Annotated in this window: 12 protein-coding genes (1 of these 12 running past the window's edge); 3 read left to right on the forward strand and 9 right to left on the reverse strand. The window is 44.8% G+C overall.

All coding sequences use genetic code 11. The features are described 5' to 3' along the window. Positions 1-63: 63 nt before the first annotated feature. Positions 64-666, reverse strand: coding sequence for an FKBP-type peptidyl-prolyl cis-trans isomerase (locus tag FO447_RS11970; RefSeq protein ID WP_200756506.1), 603 nt, complete (start codon positions 664-666; stop codon positions 64-66). A 174-nt stretch (positions 667-840) separates the two neighbouring features. On the opposite strand from FO447_RS11970, the gene FO447_RS11975 reads away from it, so the two are divergent. After that, entirely contained in the window at positions 841-1539 is a 699-nt protein-coding gene (locus FO447_RS11975; RefSeq protein WP_200756507.1) for an SIR2 family NAD-dependent protein deacylase, read from the forward strand. A gap of 107 nt (positions 1540-1646) precedes the next feature. On the opposite strand, the gene FO447_RS11980 is transcribed toward FO447_RS11975, so the two are convergent. The 8 genes from FO447_RS11980 to FO447_RS12015 form a co-directional block, all read right to left on the reverse strand. Beyond that, entirely contained in the window at positions 1647-3362 is a 1716-nt protein-coding gene (locus FO447_RS11980; protein WP_200756509.1) for a Na/Pi cotransporter family protein, read from the reverse strand. Between the two features lie 499 nt (positions 3363-3861). Then, on the reverse strand, positions 3862-6165 hold the full coding sequence (locus FO447_RS11985) for a glycoside hydrolase family 66 protein (RefSeq protein WP_200756511.1): 2304 nt from the start codon (positions 6163-6165) through the stop codon (positions 3862-3864). 92 nt (positions 6166-6257) lie between these two features. Beyond that, positions 6258-8336 (reverse strand): glycoside hydrolase family 97 protein, encoded by a 2079-nt coding sequence (locus tag FO447_RS11990; RefSeq protein ID WP_228112675.1) that lies wholly within the window; start codon positions 8334-8336, stop codon positions 6258-6260. 115 nt (positions 8337-8451) lie between these two features. Beyond that, a complete protein-coding gene (locus tag FO447_RS11995; protein WP_118416722.1) occupies positions 8452-9876 on the reverse strand; it encodes an alpha-galactosidase in 1425 nt (474 codons plus the stop codon). Between the two features lie 21 nt (positions 9877-9897). Further along, positions 9898-11073 carry a SusF/SusE family outer membrane protein gene (locus FO447_RS12000; RefSeq protein WP_200756513.1) on the reverse strand — a complete coding sequence of 392 codons (1176 nt, stop codon included), beginning with the start codon at positions 11071-11073 and terminating at the stop codon, positions 9898-9900. Positions 11074-11096: 23 nt separating this feature from the next. Then, positions 11097-12827, reverse strand: a complete 1731-nt coding sequence (locus FO447_RS12005) for a RagB/SusD family nutrient uptake outer membrane protein (protein WP_437181650.1) — start codon at positions 12825-12827, stop codon at positions 11097-11099. Between the two features lie 21 nt (positions 12828-12848). Further along, on the reverse strand, positions 12849-15833 hold the full coding sequence (locus tag FO447_RS12010) for a SusC/RagA family TonB-linked outer membrane protein (RefSeq protein ID WP_233339720.1): 2985 nt from the start codon (positions 15831-15833) through the stop codon (positions 12849-12851). A 59-nt stretch (positions 15834-15892) separates the two neighbouring features. After that, a complete protein-coding gene (locus FO447_RS12015; protein WP_118140947.1) occupies positions 15893-18331 on the reverse strand; it encodes a glycoside hydrolase family 31 protein in 2439 nt (812 codons plus the stop codon). A 341-nt stretch (positions 18332-18672) separates the two neighbouring features. On the opposite strand from FO447_RS12015, the gene FO447_RS12020 reads away from it, so the two are divergent. Next, positions 18673-20265 (forward strand): DUF6377 domain-containing protein, encoded by a 1593-nt coding sequence (locus FO447_RS12020; protein ID WP_234699000.1) that lies wholly within the window; start codon positions 18673-18675, stop codon positions 20263-20265. Between the two features lie 157 nt (positions 20266-20422). Then, positions 20423-21880 carry the 5' portion of a ribonuclease R gene (gene rnr / locus FO447_RS12025; RefSeq protein WP_118141984.1) on the forward strand. It continues 840 nt past the right edge of the window, so 1458 of the gene's 2298 nt are visible here — the first part of the coding sequence; its start codon is at positions 20423-20425; the stop codon falls past the right edge of the window.

The following is a 21880-nucleotide window of genomic DNA, read 5'->3' on the forward strand; positions in this document are numbered from 1 at the left end:
TTTATTTTTATCTATTATATTCCAGGATTGCCTTTACTTCATTTAAATATATCTACTAACAGATTACTTAACGGAAACGAGTTCAACATCGAAAATCAATGCTGAGAATGGAGGGATAGATGCACCTGCACCACGCTCACCATAACCCAACTGATAAGGGATGAAGAAACGGAACTTGGCACCCTCGGTCATGAGCTGAAGACCCTCTGTCCAACCAGCGATAACCTGGTTCAATGGGAAGGTAGCAGTCTGACCACGGTCGTAAGAACTGTCAAACTTAGTACCGTCGATAAGCGTTCCCTCATAGTGGCACTCAACCTGATCGGTAGCCTTAGGAGCCTTGCCATTACCTTCACGCAAAACCTGATACTGCAAACCGCTCTTAGTAGTGATGATACCGTCCTTCTTGCCGTTCTCGGCGAGGAACTTCTCACCAGCTTCCTTAGCAACCTTGCCCTTCTCGGCAGCAGCAGCCTGAGCCTTAGCCTCCTGCTCTGCAAAGAAGTTCTGTACCAACTCCTGAGCTTCCTGCTCGCCGAGCTGAAGCTTACCGGCGATGGCATCCTTTACAGCCTGTGCAAAATCATCAATATTCAAACTCTCTGCACCCATAGAAGCCAACTGGCGACCGATGCCGATGCCCAAAGCATAACTTACTTTATCCATAAAATTTATTTATAAAAATGTATTAATAATCTTAAAATGTACTTTTTGTCCTTAAAACGAGTGCAAAGATAACATTTTTCTCGCTTAAAACGATGTTATTTGCAGAAAAATTGCTAAATTTGTGCATTCTTAATAAAAAGATTAAGAAAATATGAATAATTAAAACGTGATAAGATGAAGAAACTCGTATTTTTAACCGGTGCAGGCATGTCTGTGGAGAGTGGTTTCAAAACTTTCCGTGGCAATGATGGATTATGGGAAAACTATCCTGTAGAACAGATAGCTACCCATGAAGGATGGGAAGCTGCCCCTACCCTAGTAACAAACTTCTACAATATGTTGCGCCATAAACTCTATGCTGCGCAACCTAACGAGGGGCATAAACTTATCAAGGAACTGGAAAAAGACTTCGATGTGACGGTAATCACCCAGAATGTAGATAATCTGCATGAGAAAGCAGGTTCCAAGAATGTAATCCATCTGCATGGCGAACTATCAAAGGTTTGCTCTTCACGCGACCCTTACGACTATCGCTACATCAAGGAATTACCCGAGGATGACTGCGAGGTAAAGCCGGGAACCGAAGCTGGAGATGGAAGCCTGTTGCGCCCATTTATCGTTTTCTTCGGCGAAAGCGTTCCTATGATTGAGCCGGCAGCCGAAGCTGTACAGCAAGCCGATATCTTCGTCATTATAGGAACCTCACTCAACGTTTATCCTGCTGCAGGTCTGATTTCATATACCAAGCCTCACATTCCTATCTATCTGATAGACCCAGGTGCCGTAAACACCAATGGATATTACAAGATAGAGCACATCATGAAAGGGGCTTCAGATGGTATGAAGGAACTGAAGAAAATATTGGAAAAGTAAAAACATTCTGAATATATAAACAACAAAAGCAAACGGGGAAGCATCCATTGATACTTCCCCGTTTGCTTTTATTACTTTTATTTTCTCTCTATCAATAATATTCTGCATTACACAGCCTCAGATGTTCTGACGCCCATGCGAGCCTCGGCGACATTAACCACATAATCACCCAGTTTTTCGCATTCCTGAATGATATCCATATACAATGTACCTACACCATAGGTATAAAGATGGTTATCCACATCATCCAGGTTCTGGTTTCTCAACTGAGTACGATAATTATTAATCTCAGTCTCGATATTGTACGTATGGTTGAGATTGATAGAATGGCGTTCATGAGCAAACATATAGTTCATCTGAGTCAGCGCCTCATCTACCAACTTAAACATCTGATGAATGTTTTCACTCTGCTTGGCAGTAAACTCCTCCTTGTTTTCACCCTTGCGCTTAATGGTGCGGGCAAGATTAAAGCAACTGTCACCAATACTCTCGATTTCAGAAATCTCACGCAACATCGCACGGATCTTCGCCTTGGTATCATCACTCAGATGAGCATCGCTCACCTGATCAAGATACTTGGCAATCTCAATCTCCATATTATCAGAAATACCCTCATACTTCTCAATACGCTCATAGAGCTTGTCGAAAGTCTTGGAATCCTGAGTTTCCAGCAACTCTCTCACCATACCAAACATACGATGGATGCGCTCGCCGAAACTGCCGATTTCCTGCTGTGCCTCGAAGACAGAAAGTTCTGGTGTCTTCATGATGCCAGCCTGGATAAAGCGCAAACGGAAATCTTCATCCTCCTTATCTGCCTTAGGCTTGATAAGTTTGCAGACAACTTTTTCCAACTGTGGGATAAACCAAATCAGAACGCCCGTGTTACAAACATTGAAACAGGTATGGAACATCGCCAGGACAATTGGCAACAACTTCGTCTTCTGTGCCGCAGACATACCACCATCAGGATCATACCCCACGATAGAGCAAACGAAATCTACAAATGGATAGAACAGGCAGAGAACCCAGATTACACCAAAGACATTGAATACCAGATGGGCCAAGGCTGCACGACGAGCCTGGGCATTGGCACCCAAAGCGGCAAGATTGGCTGTAGCGGTAGTTCCGATATTCTCACCCATCACCAAGGCAATACCCAGATAGATAGGGAGTACGCCTGTAGAACAGAGTAAGATAGTTATAGCCATCACAGCCGCCGAACTCTGTACGATACAGGTTATAAGTGTACCGATCAGGAGGAAGACTACAATCGTAAAATGGCTCTTCGTATCGAAGGAACCAAAGAAATCGATAACCGCCGGATTATGTTCCAGATCAAGAGCCTTACCCGCACTACTCAACAGAACGAGCGAGAAGAAGAGGAAGGCGATACCAAAAAGGAAATCTCCGAAATAACGGCGCTTCTTACTATAAATCAGCATGATGCCGAGGAAGAACGCTGGGAATACGACAATCGTTAAATCTACATTATAACCCAGCGACATAATCCATGCCGTAAACGTGGTACCAATGTTGGCACCCATAATAACGGTAATAGCTTGGGCTAAAGTCAGCAAACCGGCATTTACAAAAGAAACCGTCATAACGGTAGTTGCAGAGGAGCTCTGAACGGCACAGGTAATAAAGGTACCTGTAAGCATTCCCGTAAATCGGTTGGTTGTCATAGCACCCAAAATGTGGCGCAACTGAGATCCTGCCATCTTCTGCAAGGCCTCACTCATCACCTTCATACCATAGATGAGCAAAGCTAAAGAACCGAGAATCTGAAAAAAAATCACAAGATATTGACTTGTATCCATATTCATTTGTATTTGTGGAAATGTTTGTTACGTTTCGGTTGCAAATATAATAAGATTTCTGCTTATTCCGAAATATTTGGGAAAGATATTGCGAGTTGTAACAGCATTGTAACATGTAGGACAAGAGAAGAAGACATATTGCGATTTCTCGGAGCATCGCAGAGAATAAAAACGGACGTACGCCATAGGGATGGAGCGCACGTACGTGAAGAGAGAGATTTTATTTGATCACGTTCCACTGACCGAGAATATGATTAGTCATTGGCATTAATAGCTCCACTAGGCAACTTGTTGTATCCACAGCTCAAGCAATCATAATCAGTCAAGTTTTGAGTCAAGTCCTCACCCGAAAAATCATCCTTCAATAATGGAGCCGTTGTAAAATACCAATCGTATGTTGTCAGATTGTGATTTGTACTATCCCAAAAGAGCCACCAAACGAACTTTTATCAGACAAGGCATATCGGCTTGCGCCACAAGTTGCCACTGGCAATCCATATTATCCCGTCGTCTCACCATTCATGATCGGCATTTGATAGATACCCTTATGAGGATTGGGAGCGCGATCACCTGCCAAAGAATACCAAGGAGCATGGTCTTTGTTGGCAGCGACATCCGCCGTTACGCCTTCTATCGCCATGGGATCGGCTTTTTTTACCACAATTCGCATGCTATCCAGGTTGATGGTAATGTCGTAATAGCCCGACTCTGGCACACAAAACTTGTAATCGTTGCCAAAAGTGGAGAGGTGAGCCAACTGAATATAGGAGTTGAATTGATAATTCTCATACTCCGAGCAATAGCTCTTGCAATATCCCCAATCACGACCATCAGTAAACTTGAACAACTCGTTTCCTTTCAGATATACCGTGGTTTTATAGACGTTGCTCCCACTCGCCTTATTCAAAGGTATGGCTTGCGATAGGTCGTAGGCTCCATACCCATCTTTCTTCACAGCCTCACCCGTCAGATAAACCTGGCTCTCGCCTTCCATGACCACCATCGTCCAATATTCCAGGGAAGGAAGCGTAAAGGTAAGTTGATTGCCTATTTGCTCGAACGAAAGTTCTTGCACCGCACCAGCATGACTGTCTGGACTGGCTACCCATAGCTTAGACACCTTACGGTTGGTTTGGATGGTTACAGCCAAGTTGTCCTTCCGGGTTGGTTTCTGGCGAGTACCATTGAGGTCTCGCCAAGAAAGGTCGGAGGTGTTGGAGAAGTTGAGGAAATGAACGACATCACTGTTGCCCACGGTCTTGGCGAACGTCACGATGGAGTTTGCTTGTGGAGGCCATGCCTTCACCGTATTGCCATTCACACTCACATGAGCCGAATAAGCAGCCTTGGAAGACACGCCACGCAACCAATTCTGATAAGCTGTCAGGAAATCGTAATACCTTACGAGCGCAGTCTTCAGTTCATCGCTCATCGCCAAAGGAGCCGCTGGGAAATACTCACGAGTGAGCATGTGGTCGCCCATCTCTAGGTGAGAGCCTCCCAAGGCAAACATCACCGCATCGGTAAGCAAGGCACCAGGCGTATTGACCATGTGGTCGCCCGAGCCGCCATTGTCAGCCTTGTCGTAATTGATATAGGCTGCAAAGACCGTGGGATGCTGATGGTCGCTCAAGCGATCGTTAGTGGCGATGATGTCATAGAGATTGGCAAACTGGTCTTCTGGTGCTCCGCCATAACCGTTGCCATTGCCCCATACCTCATTATAGCAGAAATCCACATCTCTATTCACGATTTGCTCTGTTCCATAACCCGACACTGCATTCATAATCAAGGACTTCTCGGGATGAGCCTGCTTCATGGCATCAATGAATGAGCCATAACCCGAAGGCAAATCTACCTTTTGATGATTGGCGTCATACACAGTACCACGATACCCCAACTGGTCTATCTGAAAACCATCGAAATCAAAATTACCATACACTTCCTTGTTTCGTTCCACCATATATTGCTGCCAATCGCCATTGCCCGGTACTTGCAGATAGATATTGCTTGCCCAAGAAGAAGGGAGTCCATGATAGTCTTGATAACAATTGCCATTACCATCCTTCTTCATCAAAGCCCACTGAGACTTCACACCATCGTTTGCAGCATCCTTCCATGCGCCAAAGCAAAGGTTATAGAAGATGGATTTCATGCCGTAAGCATGTTGTGTGGCAATATAGTTCTTGACATATTCCACGCCTACCCATCGATTGCTAATATCGGTATACCATTGGGTGAGCGAACCATCACCATTCAATTTTACAGGTCGATGGTGCATCCACTGCCAGTCTTGGAATTGCACACCATTGATATGCAATCGATTGAGATATGCCATCTCGCTCTTGATGTTGGCGTTCTTATCGACTGTACTGCTGTAATTATCAAAGTCAGCGACAAAGCCGTAACGTGGAAAACGTTTCCAATTGCTGGAAACATCTACGGCTATCGTACCAAGAATATTTTCCACACCACTGCCCTCTGTATACAATTCCACCAAATAACCTTGATAATCGGCAGATGGTGGCAACCAAATCCACTGCTTACTCTTAGCCACCTCTGAGAAGTCTTGGACAAGAAGCACATGGGAACCATAACGATAACGCACCTTGGCCGAAGAAGGAATATTCCCTTCTGCCACAAACGTAACAGTTTGTCCTGGTACATAGCAAGCCTTGTCGGTTTTCATATTGACAGACAACTGCGAAGTAACTGTGGCAGCATAACTACAAAGGGAAAGCATGAGGGGCAATGCCAACACCATCATACGTTTAGGCAAGAAGAGGAGTAAAGGTTTTCTCATAAAAACGATTTTATAAGGATGATGAACATAAACTCCCCATACCCCTATATATAATAAGGTATAGGTATGGGGAGAAAAATATATCTATCTTTTTACTTTTGCATGAGACTGATGGCATAACCACCACCTGCACCAGCATTCAGTTTAAGGGTAGATTTATTGGTTACCACACGCTTAGTGATGACGTATGACTGCTGATTGGCTTTGTAGCTTGCATTCTTGCCATCGGCATAGATTGTAGCAACATACTTCTTGCCCGGTGTAAGGAAATCAAGTTTCAGGGTAGACTGATGAGGAGTCTCACCCACTGTACAACCAACAAACCACTTGTCTTCGCCCTTAGCCTTGCGGGCAATGGTAATATACTGACCAGGCTCAGCCTCAAGATAACGACTCTCATCCCAATCGATAGCTACATCCTTGATAAACTGGAAGGCATCTGCATACTTCTCATAGTTCTCTGGGATATCAGCTGCCATCTGCAATGGACTGTACATCGTAACATACAATGCCAACTGACGAGCCAAGGTAGAGTTGATATGATGATGCTTGCTTGGATCAATCCTGTTCATATCGCCCTCCAAGATACCAGGGGTATAATCCATAGGACCACCTTGCAAACGAGTGAAAGGCAATACAGTGGTATGGAAAGCCTTGTTGCCTGCGAAAGACTCATACTCTGTACCACGAGCCGATTCATTGCCTATCAAGTTAGGATAGGTACGACAAAGACCTGTTGGGCGAGTAGCCTCATGAGCATTGACCATGATATGGTGCTTGGCAGCCTCGGTTACGCAATAAAGATAGTGATTGTTGAGCCACTGACCATAGTGATGCTCGCCACGAGGAATGATGTTACCTACATATCCGCTCTTCACCGAATTGTAACCATACTTATTCATCAAGTTATAGGCAGCCTCCAAATGACGCTCATAATTACGCACAGAAGCTGACGTCTCATGGTGCATCATCAAGCGCACACCCTTGGAGTGAGCATAGTCATTGAGATACTTAATGTCGAAATCAGGATAAGGAGTCTGGAAATCGAAGACATAGTCCTTGCTGTGGCCAAACCAGTCTTCCCAACCAATGTTCCAGCCCTCTACAAGCACCTGCGAGAATCCGTTCTTGGCTGCAAAGTCGATATACTTCTTCACATTCTCTGTATTGGCAGGATGCTGACCATGAGGTTTTACCTTGGTATAGTCGGTTTCTCCCAATTTGACAGATGGTAGGTCGTTAGTATAAGACCACTGTTTGCCACCACCAATCATCTCCCACCAAACACCAATGTACTTAACAGGCTTGATCCATGAAGTATCTGAATATTTGCAAGGCTCATTCAGATTGAGAATAAGGCGAGAGGCAAGTACCTTGCGTGCATCATCCACTACCATGATGGTACGCCATGGAGTATGGCATGGGGTCTGCATGTGAGCCATGTTGCCTTGTGCATCAGGGGTAAGCTGAGAGGTGAACACGAGGTTCTTGTCATCGAGATTCAAATGCATGCAAGAGTAATCCACCAAAGCAGCCTCATGGATATTGAGATAAATGCCATCAGCTGTCTTCATCTGCAATGAGGTCTGCACACCTGTAGGTGAGAAGATGGTCTGCGAAGCATTGCTGCTCACTGCTCCTTGCAACAAACCTCTGATTTCAGAAAGCTTTGATTCTGTATAGTCATATTCCTGAGTATCATAATCACCAGGAATCCACCATGCCTTATGGTCACCAGTCATCGCAAACTGCGTATGCTCTGCCTTGACCACGAAATAAGGAAGGAACTGCTGCTGAGGAAACTCATAGCGGAAACCTACACCATCGTTATAGACACGGAAACGAAGATTCATAAACCTACCATTGGAAGGCTTCTCCATCTCAACGAAAAGTTCGTTGTAATGGTTACGTATCTCTTTCTCCTCACCCCATACTGGTTGCCATGTCTCATCGAAGGTAGATGTAGAAGTCTTGTTGATGCGGAATTTATCCATCAAGGAGTTCTCCTCAGCCAACTCAATGCCCAATGTACTGGGTTTGATGACTTGTTTTCCCTTGAATGACACTTGATAAGTTGGAACGCCATCGCCTGTAAGCGAGAACTCCACACTCAGGTTACCATCTGGAGACGATACCTTCTGGGCAGATGCACTTGCAGTAAGGAGCATCATGCAACCTAACAAAAGGTGAGGTAACAGCCCCTCTAGACGAGAGAGGGACGTTACACATAGTTTATTCAGTTTACTTTTCATTTATTGTGATACAAAATTAGGTAAATTATATACTTTACTTGAGTCTTACGATCTTACAACCATGAGCAGGAATAGTAGCTGTGATAGAAGAGCCACTGCCTTCGTCCTCATGCTCCCAAAGGTCACGGATTTGTTTGGTGCCTTGTATGCCAAGCGTACTGAAATCAACTGTCACTTGGTCGGAGTTGTCATTGCGATTGAAGATACCAAGCACATAGTCGCCATTGGTCATCTGTCCATACCATATCTCATTGTTCTTGTCGTTGAGCTTGTCGCTGAGAGGCTTGCCCACGAAACCATCCTTGTTGAGGGCGAGCAACTCATCGTTGGTATAATACTTCATGTCATTGCCAATCGTAGATGGCAGGTCGGAGGCTGCGACTGGGCCACCAGCCATCAACTGCAAGGAAACTACCGTCTGCTTCTCTGCATCCGTATCGAATGTATTGAGGCGAATGAAGTCACCATCGAGAATCACCTTGTTGCGACCGCTGATATGCGACCAATAGGTAAATCCATCAAACATATTCATGCAGTTAGGCCATGTGCGATAAGACTTACCCTTGTCCTGGGCAGAGCAGTGCCACCAGCCACCAGTACCTGTATCTGCCACGATACGAATCATGTTACCATAAAGGCTCTCTACCTGTGCGTCGGCATACAAGTGAGGCATCACAAGTGAGGTGAAGATACCATATTTCTTGGCAGACTCGGCGATGTATCGCATGGCGAGCGCATAGCTCTCGCGACCATAGCCACGACCAGTGACACCGACGTTGCGATCCTGTCCATCCTCATACCAAGAGAGGAAGTCCATTCGGATGAACTCTACACCCATCTCCTTGTAATGCTTGAAGAAGCCATCGATATACTCCTTGCAACCGGGATTCTCGGCTACAGCCCAAGAGAAATCCATGTCCTTGGCAGTAGGATGAGACAACTTGTCCTTATTCTCGCCATTATAGAAGAGGTCGTTGAAGGTATATTCCGTGCCCTCTATCTTGGTTTCTCTTGGACCATGAATCCAGAGAGGATTGTCATAGACACCCAGTTTCAAGCCCTTCGCCTTACACTTGGCTGCAATGTCCTTAAGAGCCTGAGAACCATAATGGGTCATATAACCGCTCTCATCCTCGGAAAGCATTGGGATGAAACCATCCGTACAAATCATGTCATAGCCTGATGGCTTGAGTTGGGTGGCCACATAGTCGATAAGTTCATCCCATTGGTCGGAGGTAAGATCCATATCGTTGTTGCTTACACCTTTAGCGTTTTGCAACATGCAATACTCATATACACTCCAATAGAGAGGAGCCTTCACACCATCGTGGACACCTTCCACTACAGGAAGGTTGGATAGCTTGTGAGTAGAAGGATAGTTCATTTCCACATCATTGGCACAAGAGCCAAACAGAGAAACGGCAACTATCGCCAAGGAAAATAATATTGATTTTTTCATTGTTCTAATCGCTTTAATTGATTATTTCTTTACCACCTTTATCGTTTTGTTGTTGATGTCAATGGTGATTTGATAAGTACCTGCCTCTGTTACTTTCCACTGGTCGTCAGGACTTGCCGTGAAGACCATATCTGAAGCCGAAACTCCACTAGCATCTACTGTGACATTGGCAGAAGAAGGACGATAGAAAGGAGCGTTGAAATCTTTCTCCTCACTCATCTTAAATGTACCCTCCGTGAGTTGACCTTCCCATGTAAATACATCCTTGTTAGATGCATCCTGGGTAAACTCTTGCGCGTTGTCCCAAGCCCAACCACCTGCGGTAGCATCACCTATCATATAGATATGTGTTTCTTTCTGAAGCTCACCCAAGAACTCTGACTTGATGGTCCAGTGCTTAAGATCCAAGGTTAAGCGATACTTGCCCTGTACCTCTACTCTCCACTTGTTGTCGTTACCACCAGCGTAATATTCGAACTTCTCATCCTCTACACCATCCTTGTTAATCTTGACACCATCTGAAGGGCAGTGGATGAAGGAAGCACCCCAATCTTTTTCGCCACTAAATTTCAATTCACCTGTCTTTAATTCTCCTTCGTATACAAAGATGTAGTCAGAACTCTTCGTAAGTTCAGTTGCCTGTCCCCAGTCCCAGCCACCAGGAGTAGCGGTTCCGATAATATACAGGTGTTCTAAAGATATAGGCTCAACAGCTGGCTTTTCTTTCTCACCGAGGTATTCGGTAGACATGGTCCAATTGCGCATATCAAACGTAAGACGATATTTACCAGCATCTGTAACTCTCCACTTGTTATCAGGGGCGCCTGCCCACATCGCAAAAGTCTGTCCACTAACATTTGACTTAGAGATTATCTCTTGGTCATTGACTGGACGGATAAACGGATTGTCATAACTACCAGCTACAAGACAAAGTTTCATTTCTCCTGCATTGAGAGTACCCTCCCAAGTAAAGAGCATAGGGTCATCTGCCTTTTGGGTAAAAGGAGTTGGATCGTCTATACTCCATCCATTTGGGGTTGCATCACCCACCATGAACAACGTAGAAGTCTTAATTGGCAGATTACCATCAATGATCTTCAAGTCTTTCTCGCCATCACAACCAGTAAACAAGGTCATCAGGAGAGAGAAAATAAACAAGCTGAGGCTGAATTGCTTCAATTGAATATTTCGTTTCATAATTGTATCTTATTAAAAATGGTTTACTTATTATAACCAGGATTCTGAACCAACTCATGGTTTGCATTCAAGACATCACGCATGATAGGCCAAATCTCTGTATGTTTGTCGGCATCTGGAGTCTTGTCCCACCAGGTACCAGAAGAGAACTTGCCATAGCGGATGAGGTCGATACGGCGACGGCTCTCTGCGAAGAACTCACGTCCCCACTCATCGAGCATCTCGTCCAGGTCAAGCTTGGCATTACCCTCAGGCGCATAGAGATACTCCTCATAATCAGCAGCAGGATAATTACGCTTGCGCACGCTGTTGAGCAACTTACCTGCCTCCTCTGGCTTGCCTTGACGAAGTTTGCACTCTGCGAGCGAGTAGATAATCTCTGGCAAACGAATCTCTGTATAATCGCTCTCCAACTGATGCTCATCATCATCGCTATAAAGAGGATATTTTACGAAATGCCAACCTGAGTTATGGTCACCATCACGCAAGGTAGAAGAGGTTGCAGATAGCCACTTGGTAGGAGGAGTGCTCTGGAACTTGCCCACAGCATCACGGATATACAACTCATAATCTACCTCTGGTGCCTTTACACGCTTGGTAGCTCCATTCTCATCCTTATACTCCAAGTAGCCATACAAGAACATACCCTCACGCTTGCTGTTACCCAAGTTGCGATAGAGCTTCAGACGCTCATCGTCTGGATATTTCTTGAATTTCTGGATAGGCATACCCAAGTCGTACTTATACATCGTACCGTTAGGCGCATAGCTTGGAGAAGCTGCATACTTCGTGTTATGACCACCTGCCTTGTTCTTGGTATCATTGAGATAATAGTTGGCACGTGCAGGTACTGTCCACATATAGGTATCGCCATCATACTGCCAATGGCTATAGCCTGGGGCACCTGGGAAACCGAAGATTACCTCATCACAAGCATCATTGTCCCAGTCAAAGGCGGCATCCCAACGGTCTGCTACTTGATACTTGCCATACTTGCCATCCAAGATGTCTTGAGCCACTTGGGCACACTCTGTATAATGATCCTCGCCGATATATACTTGGGCATTAAGATAAAGACGAACCAACAAGGCGGCTGCACCTGCCTTGGTCCACTGACCTTGAAGGGTAGAGTTTGTTCCAAGCTCTGTCTTCTCAACAAGAAGTGGCAAGCACTCCTTCAACTCGCTCTCTATGAAATCGTAGATTACCTTAGGCTCCACTTGCTTCATGGAAGCGCCAGTGGTTGTGGTCACCAATGGCACATTGCGGAAACCATCGAGCAAACGAAGGTAGAACCATGCTCGCAACACGCGGCACTGGGCTGTAAGGTTGTTGAACTCAGACTGTGAGAAACCGAACTTTTCAAAAGAAAGCGTACCTAAGTCCTCTATGACCTTACAACTCTGCATGATACCCTGGAAGCAGCCATTCCATTCGGTCTGGCAATCACCTCCGTCCTCTACATTATACTCATGATAGTGGTATCTACGCCATTTTCCACCATCATCCCACCAACCATCACGGGTAGGAGTAATCAGTTGGTCGGCAGTAAGCTCGTTGAGCACATGACGACTCTCTATGCTCCAGTAAGCATGCTCAAAAGGACGGAATGTGGCTCTGACCACATCGTTCTTGGTATTATAATAGTTCTCTGATGCCACCTGATCGTAGAGCTTCTCGCTCAAATCAGTACAACTTGTCATGGCAAGTGTACCAAAAGCAGCAGATACAATATAATTGAATATTTTCATTATTTCTATATTTTTAGATGATTATCAGATATCTACGTTCAAGCCAATGATAAACTGGCGGGTAGATGGATAGTAGTCACGAGAACCTTGTCCACTTGGGGTGAGTCCGTTCACCTGATAGGTAGAAGGATCTACACCGCTAAACTTGGTAAGGGTGAACACGTTCTTTACAGTACCATATACTCTAATGCGGTCGATGAAACGACACTTCTGCAAATTGAGCGTATAGCCCAATGTAATCATGTCGAGCTTCAAGTAGTCACCTCTCTCCAAGAAGTAATCACAAACCACAGGGTTGGCATTGCCTGAAATCTTGAAGTTCTTGCCGTATGCCTTCTGCAAGCGATTGCCAGTGAAGTTGCGGTTGGCATAATAGAAATCGTGGATGTTGAAGATGTCATATCCAAACGCACCACGGAAGAACAACGACAAGTCGAAGTTGCGGTAGCGGAAGTTCTGGCTGGAAGACAAGGTAAACTTAGGCAAACCATTGCCCACCTTCACACGGTCGTCTGCCGTTGCTTGGGAAGCACGGATGATGTCACCGCTCTTGTCATAGACCAACCACTCGCCATCCTCTGTATGACCAGCATATCTCCACATATAAAAGTTACCGATAGACTCGCCTTTCTCAATGCGCTGCAAGTTGTAGTAAGGATATGGATCAGAAGTACCTACCTCATCATAATAGTCCTGACCTACAAACTGGGAGTTGCTGAAGCTTACGAACTTATTCTGCATGGTAGAACCGATGAGGTTGAAGTCGTAAGAGAAATCCTTGGTAGTGACAGGGCGGAAATTGAGGTCAAACTCAAAACCGTAGTTCTTCATCGTACCTACATTGACGAATGTATTGTCGAAGAGGTATGGAGGAACAGATACCTTGTAGTCACCCAACAAGTCTTGCTGTTTGCGGTTGAAGTAGTTCAAAGAACCATAGATGCGATTGTTGAGCAAAGAGAAGTCGATACCTACGTTCCAGTTCTTACCCTTCTCCCACATCAAGTCAGGGTTCACATTCTTGGCTGGACCCCAAACCTGGAAGAACTTACCATTATATATATAGTAGCCAAATCCATTCATGGTATTCAATGACTTGTAGCTATCGAAGTTTTGGTTACCCGTCACACCATAGTCGGCACGAAGTTTCAAGTCGCTGATCCACTGGACGCCCTTCATAAACTTCTCTTCAGAGATACGCCAACCAGCTGATACAGCTGGGAAGTTACCCCACTTGTGGTTAGCACCAAACTTAGAGGAGCCCTCGTGACGAAGAGAAGCGGTAAACATATATTTGCCTGCATAGTCGTAACTTACACGACCGAAGAAAGCGATGAGCTTGGCATCGTTCTTGTAACTGCCCATGTTTACCTCACCTTCTTCCTTATTAAACTCACCAGCACCCAAGTTGTCTGGACCCAGAGCATCATTAGGGAAATCCTTGTTGGATGCGTTCAAACCAGAATACTGAGAATACTGGTAAGAGTAACCTGCCATAGCCTTCACATTGTGCTTGCCAAAGCTACCGCTATAATTAGTGAGCCACTCCATTACATACTGGCTCTCCTTGCTGGAAGAACGACTTGCCTCACCTTCACGACCACTCTCAATAGCTATGGTGCTGGTAGAAGGACGGAACCAAGAGGCATCATGAGTATATTGATGGTCAGCGAACATCACCTGTGTAGAGAGATGATGATTGCCAGATGCATTCTTTGCCAACAAAGGCAAGAGGTTCAACTTAACGGTACCATCCCAGTCGATCAAACGGATATCATCCTTATCAGTCTCCAAGAGTTGACGCTCCACAGGATTGGAACCCACAACCTGACCCTTGAAGTTATAATAACGAATCGGATTATCTGGATCCATCAAAGGAGTAGTTGGGTTAGCCTCAAGAGCATCCTTGAATACGCTGTAATCAGCCTTGTCGCTGTAGATGACACGAGGAGCGACATTGGCAGTAATGGTGAAGAGTCCACCCTTGGTGGTATGCATGATGTTGGCACGAGCGCCATACTCCTGACGACGAGAACGAAGGTCGATACCCTTGGCATCACGATAATCGGCACTCACACGATAGTTGCTCTTGTCATTGCCACCACTGAGGGTCAGGGTATGCTGCATGGTAGTACCCGTACGGCTGACGGCATCAAGCCAATCTACATTACCGCCGAGGTCAACGCCAGAGTCACCCCATCCCAGACGAACATCACGGAAATCCTGAGCGTTCATCATCTTCAGGTCTTTCACCATCGTGTTCCAAGTATAAGAGGTAGAGTAAGAAGCGTGCGTTCTGCCGTCCTTGCTTCCCTTCTTGGTCGTTACCAAGATGACACCATTGGAACCACGAGTACCATAGATAGCAGAGGCTGCACCATCCTTCAATACGTCGAAAGAAGCGATGTCATTAGGATTGATGTTGGTGAGGTTGCCACCTGGCACACCGTCAATCACAATCAGAGGTCCATTGCCTGCGGCACGAGAGGAGACACCACGAATCTGGATGCTTGCCTGATTGTTTGGGTCGCCCACCGCGGTATTGGTGATGCTCACGCCCGACACCTTACCCTGGATCATCATGGAAACATCAGGGGAACTGATGGTGAGGAAGTCTTTCTCGCTTACGTGAGAAATGGCAGAAGTAAGCTCTTTCTTGTCCATAGTACCATAACCGATAACCACCACCTCATTGAGCACATCAGAGCTCTCCTTCATGGTGACATCCATCTGTCTGCGGTTCTTCACCGACTCAACGACTGTCTCAAAACCTACGTATGAAAAGGTAAGAGTAGATTTAGGTGAAACTTCGATGGAATACTTTCCATCCAAATCAGTGACTGCTCCCACACTAGAAGAGCCAGCCTTTACATTGACACCTATCAGGGGCTCACCCGAAGGGTCAGTAACGATTCCGTGCACTTTCAGAACATCTTGCGCAAGAAGCGAAAGAGGCATCAGCATGGCAAAACATGCCAGTGCAATTGTCTTTTTTAGGAATGTCTTCATTTTTAATTGTTTTAAATTATTATTTGGATAGTATAATTATTTTATGATAATTATCTTGATTACTCTACCAATATTTTCTTTGAGCATTGGGCAGATGCGATAAACTTTGTGCTGGCACTGTCATAAGCTATCTTTGCATCATTTGCCGTGATACTTGCCACAGCAGAACTTGTGGCATACTCCACTTCTATGCGATGCCCCATAGAGCAACTTGCAGAAGGTACCTCAATCGTAGTACACTTACTCTCCGCATTATAAGTGAAAGTAACTTGCATTCCATCCACCTTAGCGGACAATGGCTTATCTGTATTGTATATCAACAATTTATAAGAGCGACTACTTGGAGCCTCCTTAGATGTACCCTTGCGAGGAGAAATGACATACTCACCTACATGCCCATCAAAGCTCTGTCTAAGCATAGTCTCTGCATAATTAGATGAATAATCAGGATTATCACCATCATCCTCATAAATGGAACCTTTGCCATTCTCTCCAGAAATTATGTTGAGCACCAATTGCGAAGGACGTTCCGTAACATTCATCACGTCTGCAGGATTGTTAGGAATCAATGCTCCCTGACGATAGAAATAAGGTATCTGCTTATCTGTGAATGACATGGTAACCAAACGAGGACCTTCTATCAATTCATTAGTAGACACACTCCACCATTTTCCTTCTGGCAACCATACATCCTTTGTCGTGATACCTCTTGCATCAGATTTCTCAGTGATAGGTGCCACTAAGATATCGTCACCAAAGAAATACTCATTATCGTATGTATATGCTTCTTCTACCTCAGGATACTCATAGTACAATGGACGACAGATTGACACACCAGTATCATAGGTCTTACGCGCCATGGTATATATATAAGGGAAGAGAGAGTAACGCAGACGAACTGCTTCCAAGATGGTTGGGAAATTTGAGAATTTCCAAATACGGCGTTCTATGCGAGAATCGCTGGTAGCATGAGTACGGAATATAGGAGTAAACACACCAAACTGAATCCATCGCAACACCAAGTTAGGATTGTTTACCAACTCCTCGTTCGAGAACATGTGGCCTCCTAAGTCATGTCCCCAATATCCATAGCCCACATTAGATGCCGTAGCTGTGAAATAAGGTTCAAAAGCCAAAGCCTCATAACTAATATTGGCATCACCCGAGAAACCAATCTGATAACGATGACTGCCTAAGCCTCCCCAACGATGGAAGATAACAGGACGATGGTTGTCACGCTTGGCAGCCTCATTGAAGAAGACATAATTACACCAGAAAGTCTCACTCAACGAGTTGGTATACGGACTGGTAAGATATTGTTGCCAATCTATCCACCAGAAATCCACACCCTCGCTCTCATGGTCACGAATTATATTCTTAAAGAACGACTTGGTGAAATCGGTATAATCCAAGCTCCAATTTATATTGTCACGATTGTCATTCAGGTACTTGCCACCTAATTCACTGTTCATGGCAGCGAAATAAGTAGGCGACTCTATCTGATTGATACCATCGGCAGGATGCAAATTGAGCGCAGTCTTAAAATTTTGTGAGCGCATCTCGGAAAGAAGACCTTTTGGATTAGGTATGAGGTTGGTGTTCCATGACCAACCAGTCCAACCACCACGACCTTCCGACTGACTATAAGCATTTCCATTCCAATGCCAATCCATATCGAGAATCATCACATCGGTAGGTATCTTATTGGCTTTCAAGTCGCTCATAATGTTGCGATAATCATCTGCCGAATAAGAAGCATACTTACTATACCAGTAACCGAACACATAATCAGGTGGCAGAGGGATGCTACCAGCAATCTTGGTATAGTCTGCAAGAGCTTTCTTGTAATTATGGCCATATCCTAACACATAAGTATCCATGGCATGATTGTCTGCACGCTGTGTCCACCAAGGATACCCCATATCACTATTAGGAGACAAGGCATAAGAACGTCCTCCATCAGAACGAGGTGAAGCCCATGAATCGTCTATCACAGCCCAACCAGAGCGAGAAACCAAACCACTTTCCATTTCCGAACGCTTGCTATCGCCCATCAGACCATCCAATGTACGGCAAGTTCCTTTTAAGTTCAGTGGATCTGGTTTGCCAGGATACCAAACTGTAGAAACACCATTACCTGTTATAGCGATGGTAAGATTGGCTGAAGAGGCTGGAAGGGTGCGTGGATCAGTTCCCTTGCGATACTTGAGCTTCAGGTTGGATGTCATTATATATAAATAGGTGTCATCCTCACTCTTGGTGAACTGAGGCGCATCCAACTTACGATTGACAATGGTGAAGGTCGCCCGATCCTCAAACTTCGCTTGATCGCTATACTCCACTCTTATCATCTCCGGAGTAAGAACCGTAAAACGAGCATTGCCACAAGTAATGACAGCCTGACTTGTTGCTACAGGATCATTGACCACTACTTGTGCCATGGAAGGAGTTAACAATAAGCAACTACTCATCATAAGCATAATGAAAGGTTTCTTCATAATTCAAACATTTAGTTGATGGTTATTTTTGTTAAAAGATGCGGCAAAGATAGTCATAATCTACTACCATCATGCGGCAAAGTACACGATTAGTACAAAAACGAATGATGACAAATCCCTTATTCCCATGATAATGAGCAACATACAAATAATCGGAAATTCGTATCAAGTACATTCGTCTTTGGAGGGGATTTTGCGGTAATAAGTGTTTTTTCATAAAAACACAGCCTATTATTTGGCTACCCAAAAATAATTTTGTATATTTGCACACAATTTTAAAAAGCGAGATTACCATGCAAAGAATTATTATAACATTCATATTGATATGTTCTTGTTGCCATTTGTCTGCAACAAGAAACGAGAAACTTTCTTTTACTTTAGATAGCCTTTTAGACAACAGATCCAAAATCTTCAAGCAAAAGGAGGCTAGTATCAACACCTACAAGGGAATCATGGACAAGGACAAGAGCACCGCCACGTTACTTTCTATCTATGACAAGCTATTCAATGAATACTACGTTTATCAGTTTGATTCCGCCATGGTGTATGTTGACAAGTCCATAGAGTTGGCTGATAAGACCGCCAACCAGTTCTACCATGACAAAAGCAGAATAGAAAAAGCATCACTGCTTGCCATCGGTGGACTTTATGGAGAGGCTATGTCTCTGCTCAATGAGATAGACTTTTCCTCGCTCACTCCATCTCTTTCCTTTGACTATACTATCACGAAGTATTATATATATATGTATTGGTCTGACTATTGCCATGACGCAACATACGCTCCCAAGTACAGACAAAAAGCTGCTGAGTTTCTGAAACAGGCGGTCGGTCTGCTCAGCAAGAATGACAAACGTTACAATTTTTTCCTGGGAGAATACTACATTTACGTGGAACGTAACGACAAGAAGGCATTGAGTCACTACTTTCGTGTCTTGAAGGAAATACCTGTCAACTCTCGTTACTATGCCATGGCGGCATTTGCAATAGCCAACAACTATAGTGCAAATCATCAACCCGAGAAATACGAAGAGTACATCGTACAGGCATGTATCAGTGACCTGAAGAACTGCACTCGCGAGAATCTTGCGTTACAAGACTTTGCCATGTATCTATACCAGAAAGACAACGAGAACGTTTCTAGAGCCGAACGCTATATCAACTTTGCCATGGATGACGCAAAGGCGTACAACAACCGACTGCGCATCATCGAAATCTCGCAAAAGCTGCCTATCATTGTCAAGAACTATCGAGAGAAGCTAACCGCACAAAACAACTTGATGCGCGCTGCCTTGTGGGGGATTTCCATCCTCCTCATCATCATGCTCGTGCTTTTCTACTTCTATAGACAACAAAACAAGTTGCTGCACAAGCATCGTATCGAACTATCTGACAGCAACACGCAATTATCAAGCCTCAACGATGCACTCAACTTGCTCAACACACGCTTGACAGACACCAACAAGCAACGCGAGCGATTGGCGAAACTGTATATCGACCTATGCGCCAAATTCATTGACCGACTGAGCAAGTTTGAATTATTGGTACACCGAAAGATCAAAGTGGGACAAGGAAACGACTTGCTCAATATGACTTCCTCCTCACGCTTGTCAGACAAGGACTCAGCCACCTTCTTGCTACAGTTCGACACCGCCTTCCTCGACATGTATCCTTCGTTCATAGAAGAGTTCAATGCCTTGCTCAAACCAGAAGAACAAGTGAAACCAGCACATAGCAGGAGCCTCACCACCGAATTGCGCATATTTGCCCTCATCAGATTGGGCGTTAAGGACAGTTCCGAGATTGCCTCCCTGTTGTTCTATATGCCTCGCACTATCTACAACTATCGGTCAGCATTCAAGAACAAGGCATTGAATCGTGAGACTTTCGAAGAGGATGTGGAGAAGCTGTGTACCGTTATGCCCACCACGGCATGATGAAGGCGGCATGCGACGCAACTTATGAAAAAAAATCGAAACAAGTGTCCTTTTTTGCCTCATATTTAATAAAAAACGAAAAAAGATGCCAAGAAACTTTGTTTTCTCCTTTTTTTTTTGTTTCTTTGCCTTATAAAACTAATAATAGTCATAATTTATGGGAAAAGGTAAAAAAGGTGGCAAAAGAATGAACAAAGCGCAGCTCACTGAGATGCTGCAGGAATTCTTTGCCGAAAGACCGGGCGAAACGCTCAGCTTTAAAGAGATATTCCGTTCCCTCCATCTTACGACGCATCCGCTTAAGATGCTGGCGATTGACATTATGGAGGAAATGGCATGGGATGACTACCTGGCTAAGGTAAGTGATAATTCTTATCGCCTGAATCAAAGCATACAGGTGATGGAAGGTAAATTCGTTAGGAAGGCAAATGGCAAAAACTCTGTTATCCCTGATGATAGCGAGAAGCCTATTTTCGTTTCTGAACGTAATTCGATGGGAGCACTTAATGGCGACAGGGTGGAATTCACCTTCCTCGCTCGCCGTAAGAACCACATCAAGGAGGCACAGGTCAACAAAATCCTTGAACGCGCTAAAGATACCTTCGTAGGGCGTCTGAAAGTAGATAAGGATCTGGCTTACCTCGTGACACCTGGCGATGTCTTTGCTCACAACATCATCATTCCTAGAAGAAAAGTAAAGGGAGGAAAGACCGATGACAAGGCGGTGGTACGAATTATCGAGTGGCCTGATGGAGAAAACAAGAGTCCTATTGGCGAAGTTGTTGATATTCTTGGCCAGATGGGTGATAATGATGTTGAGATGAATTCTATTCTTGCTCAATATGGATTACCTTATAAGTATCCAAAGAATGTTGAAGATGCAGCCAACAAGATAAGCGGCGACATCACAGAACAGGATTACAAAGAACGAGAGGACTTCCGAAAAGTTTTCACTTGTACCATCGACCCGAAGGATGCCAAGGACTTTGATGATGCCCTCAGTATCCAGAGATTGGAGAATGGTAACTGGCAGGTAGGTGTTCATATCGCAGATGTGTCACATTACGTCACAGAGGGCAGCATCATCGACAAGGAAGCTGTGAAACGTGCAACATCTGTATATCTCGTAGATCGCACCATCCCGATGCTCCCAGAGCGTCTCTGTAACTTTATCTGCTCGCTTCGTCCTAATGAGGAAAAACTTGCGTACAGCGTCATCTTCGAACTCGACAACAATGCCGAAGTCAAGAACTATCGCATCGTACATACCGTCATAGAGAGCGACCGCCGATATAAATATGAAGAGGTACAGGAACTCCTCGAAGCAAATGGTGTGATTGATGGTACTGGCGAACCTGCTCCAGCCGAAACAAAGGAACATCCTTATCAGGGAGAAAACGCACTTCAGCTCATTACGCTTGACAGACTGGCTAAGAAACTGCGTGCCGCAAGATTCAAAAATGGTGCTGTTAAGTTTGACCGCGAAGAGTTGCATTTCGACGTTGACGAAAAGGGGAAACCAGTAAGCTGCTACTACAAGCGCTCTAAGGATGCCAATAAACTCGTCGAGGAATTCATGCTTCTCGCCAACCGTACGGTGGCAGAAAGTATCGGA

Origin of the sequence: Segatella copri, from assembly GCF_015074785.1 — a bacterium.
Lineage (GTDB): Bacteria > Bacteroidota > Bacteroidia > Bacteroidales > Bacteroidaceae > Prevotella.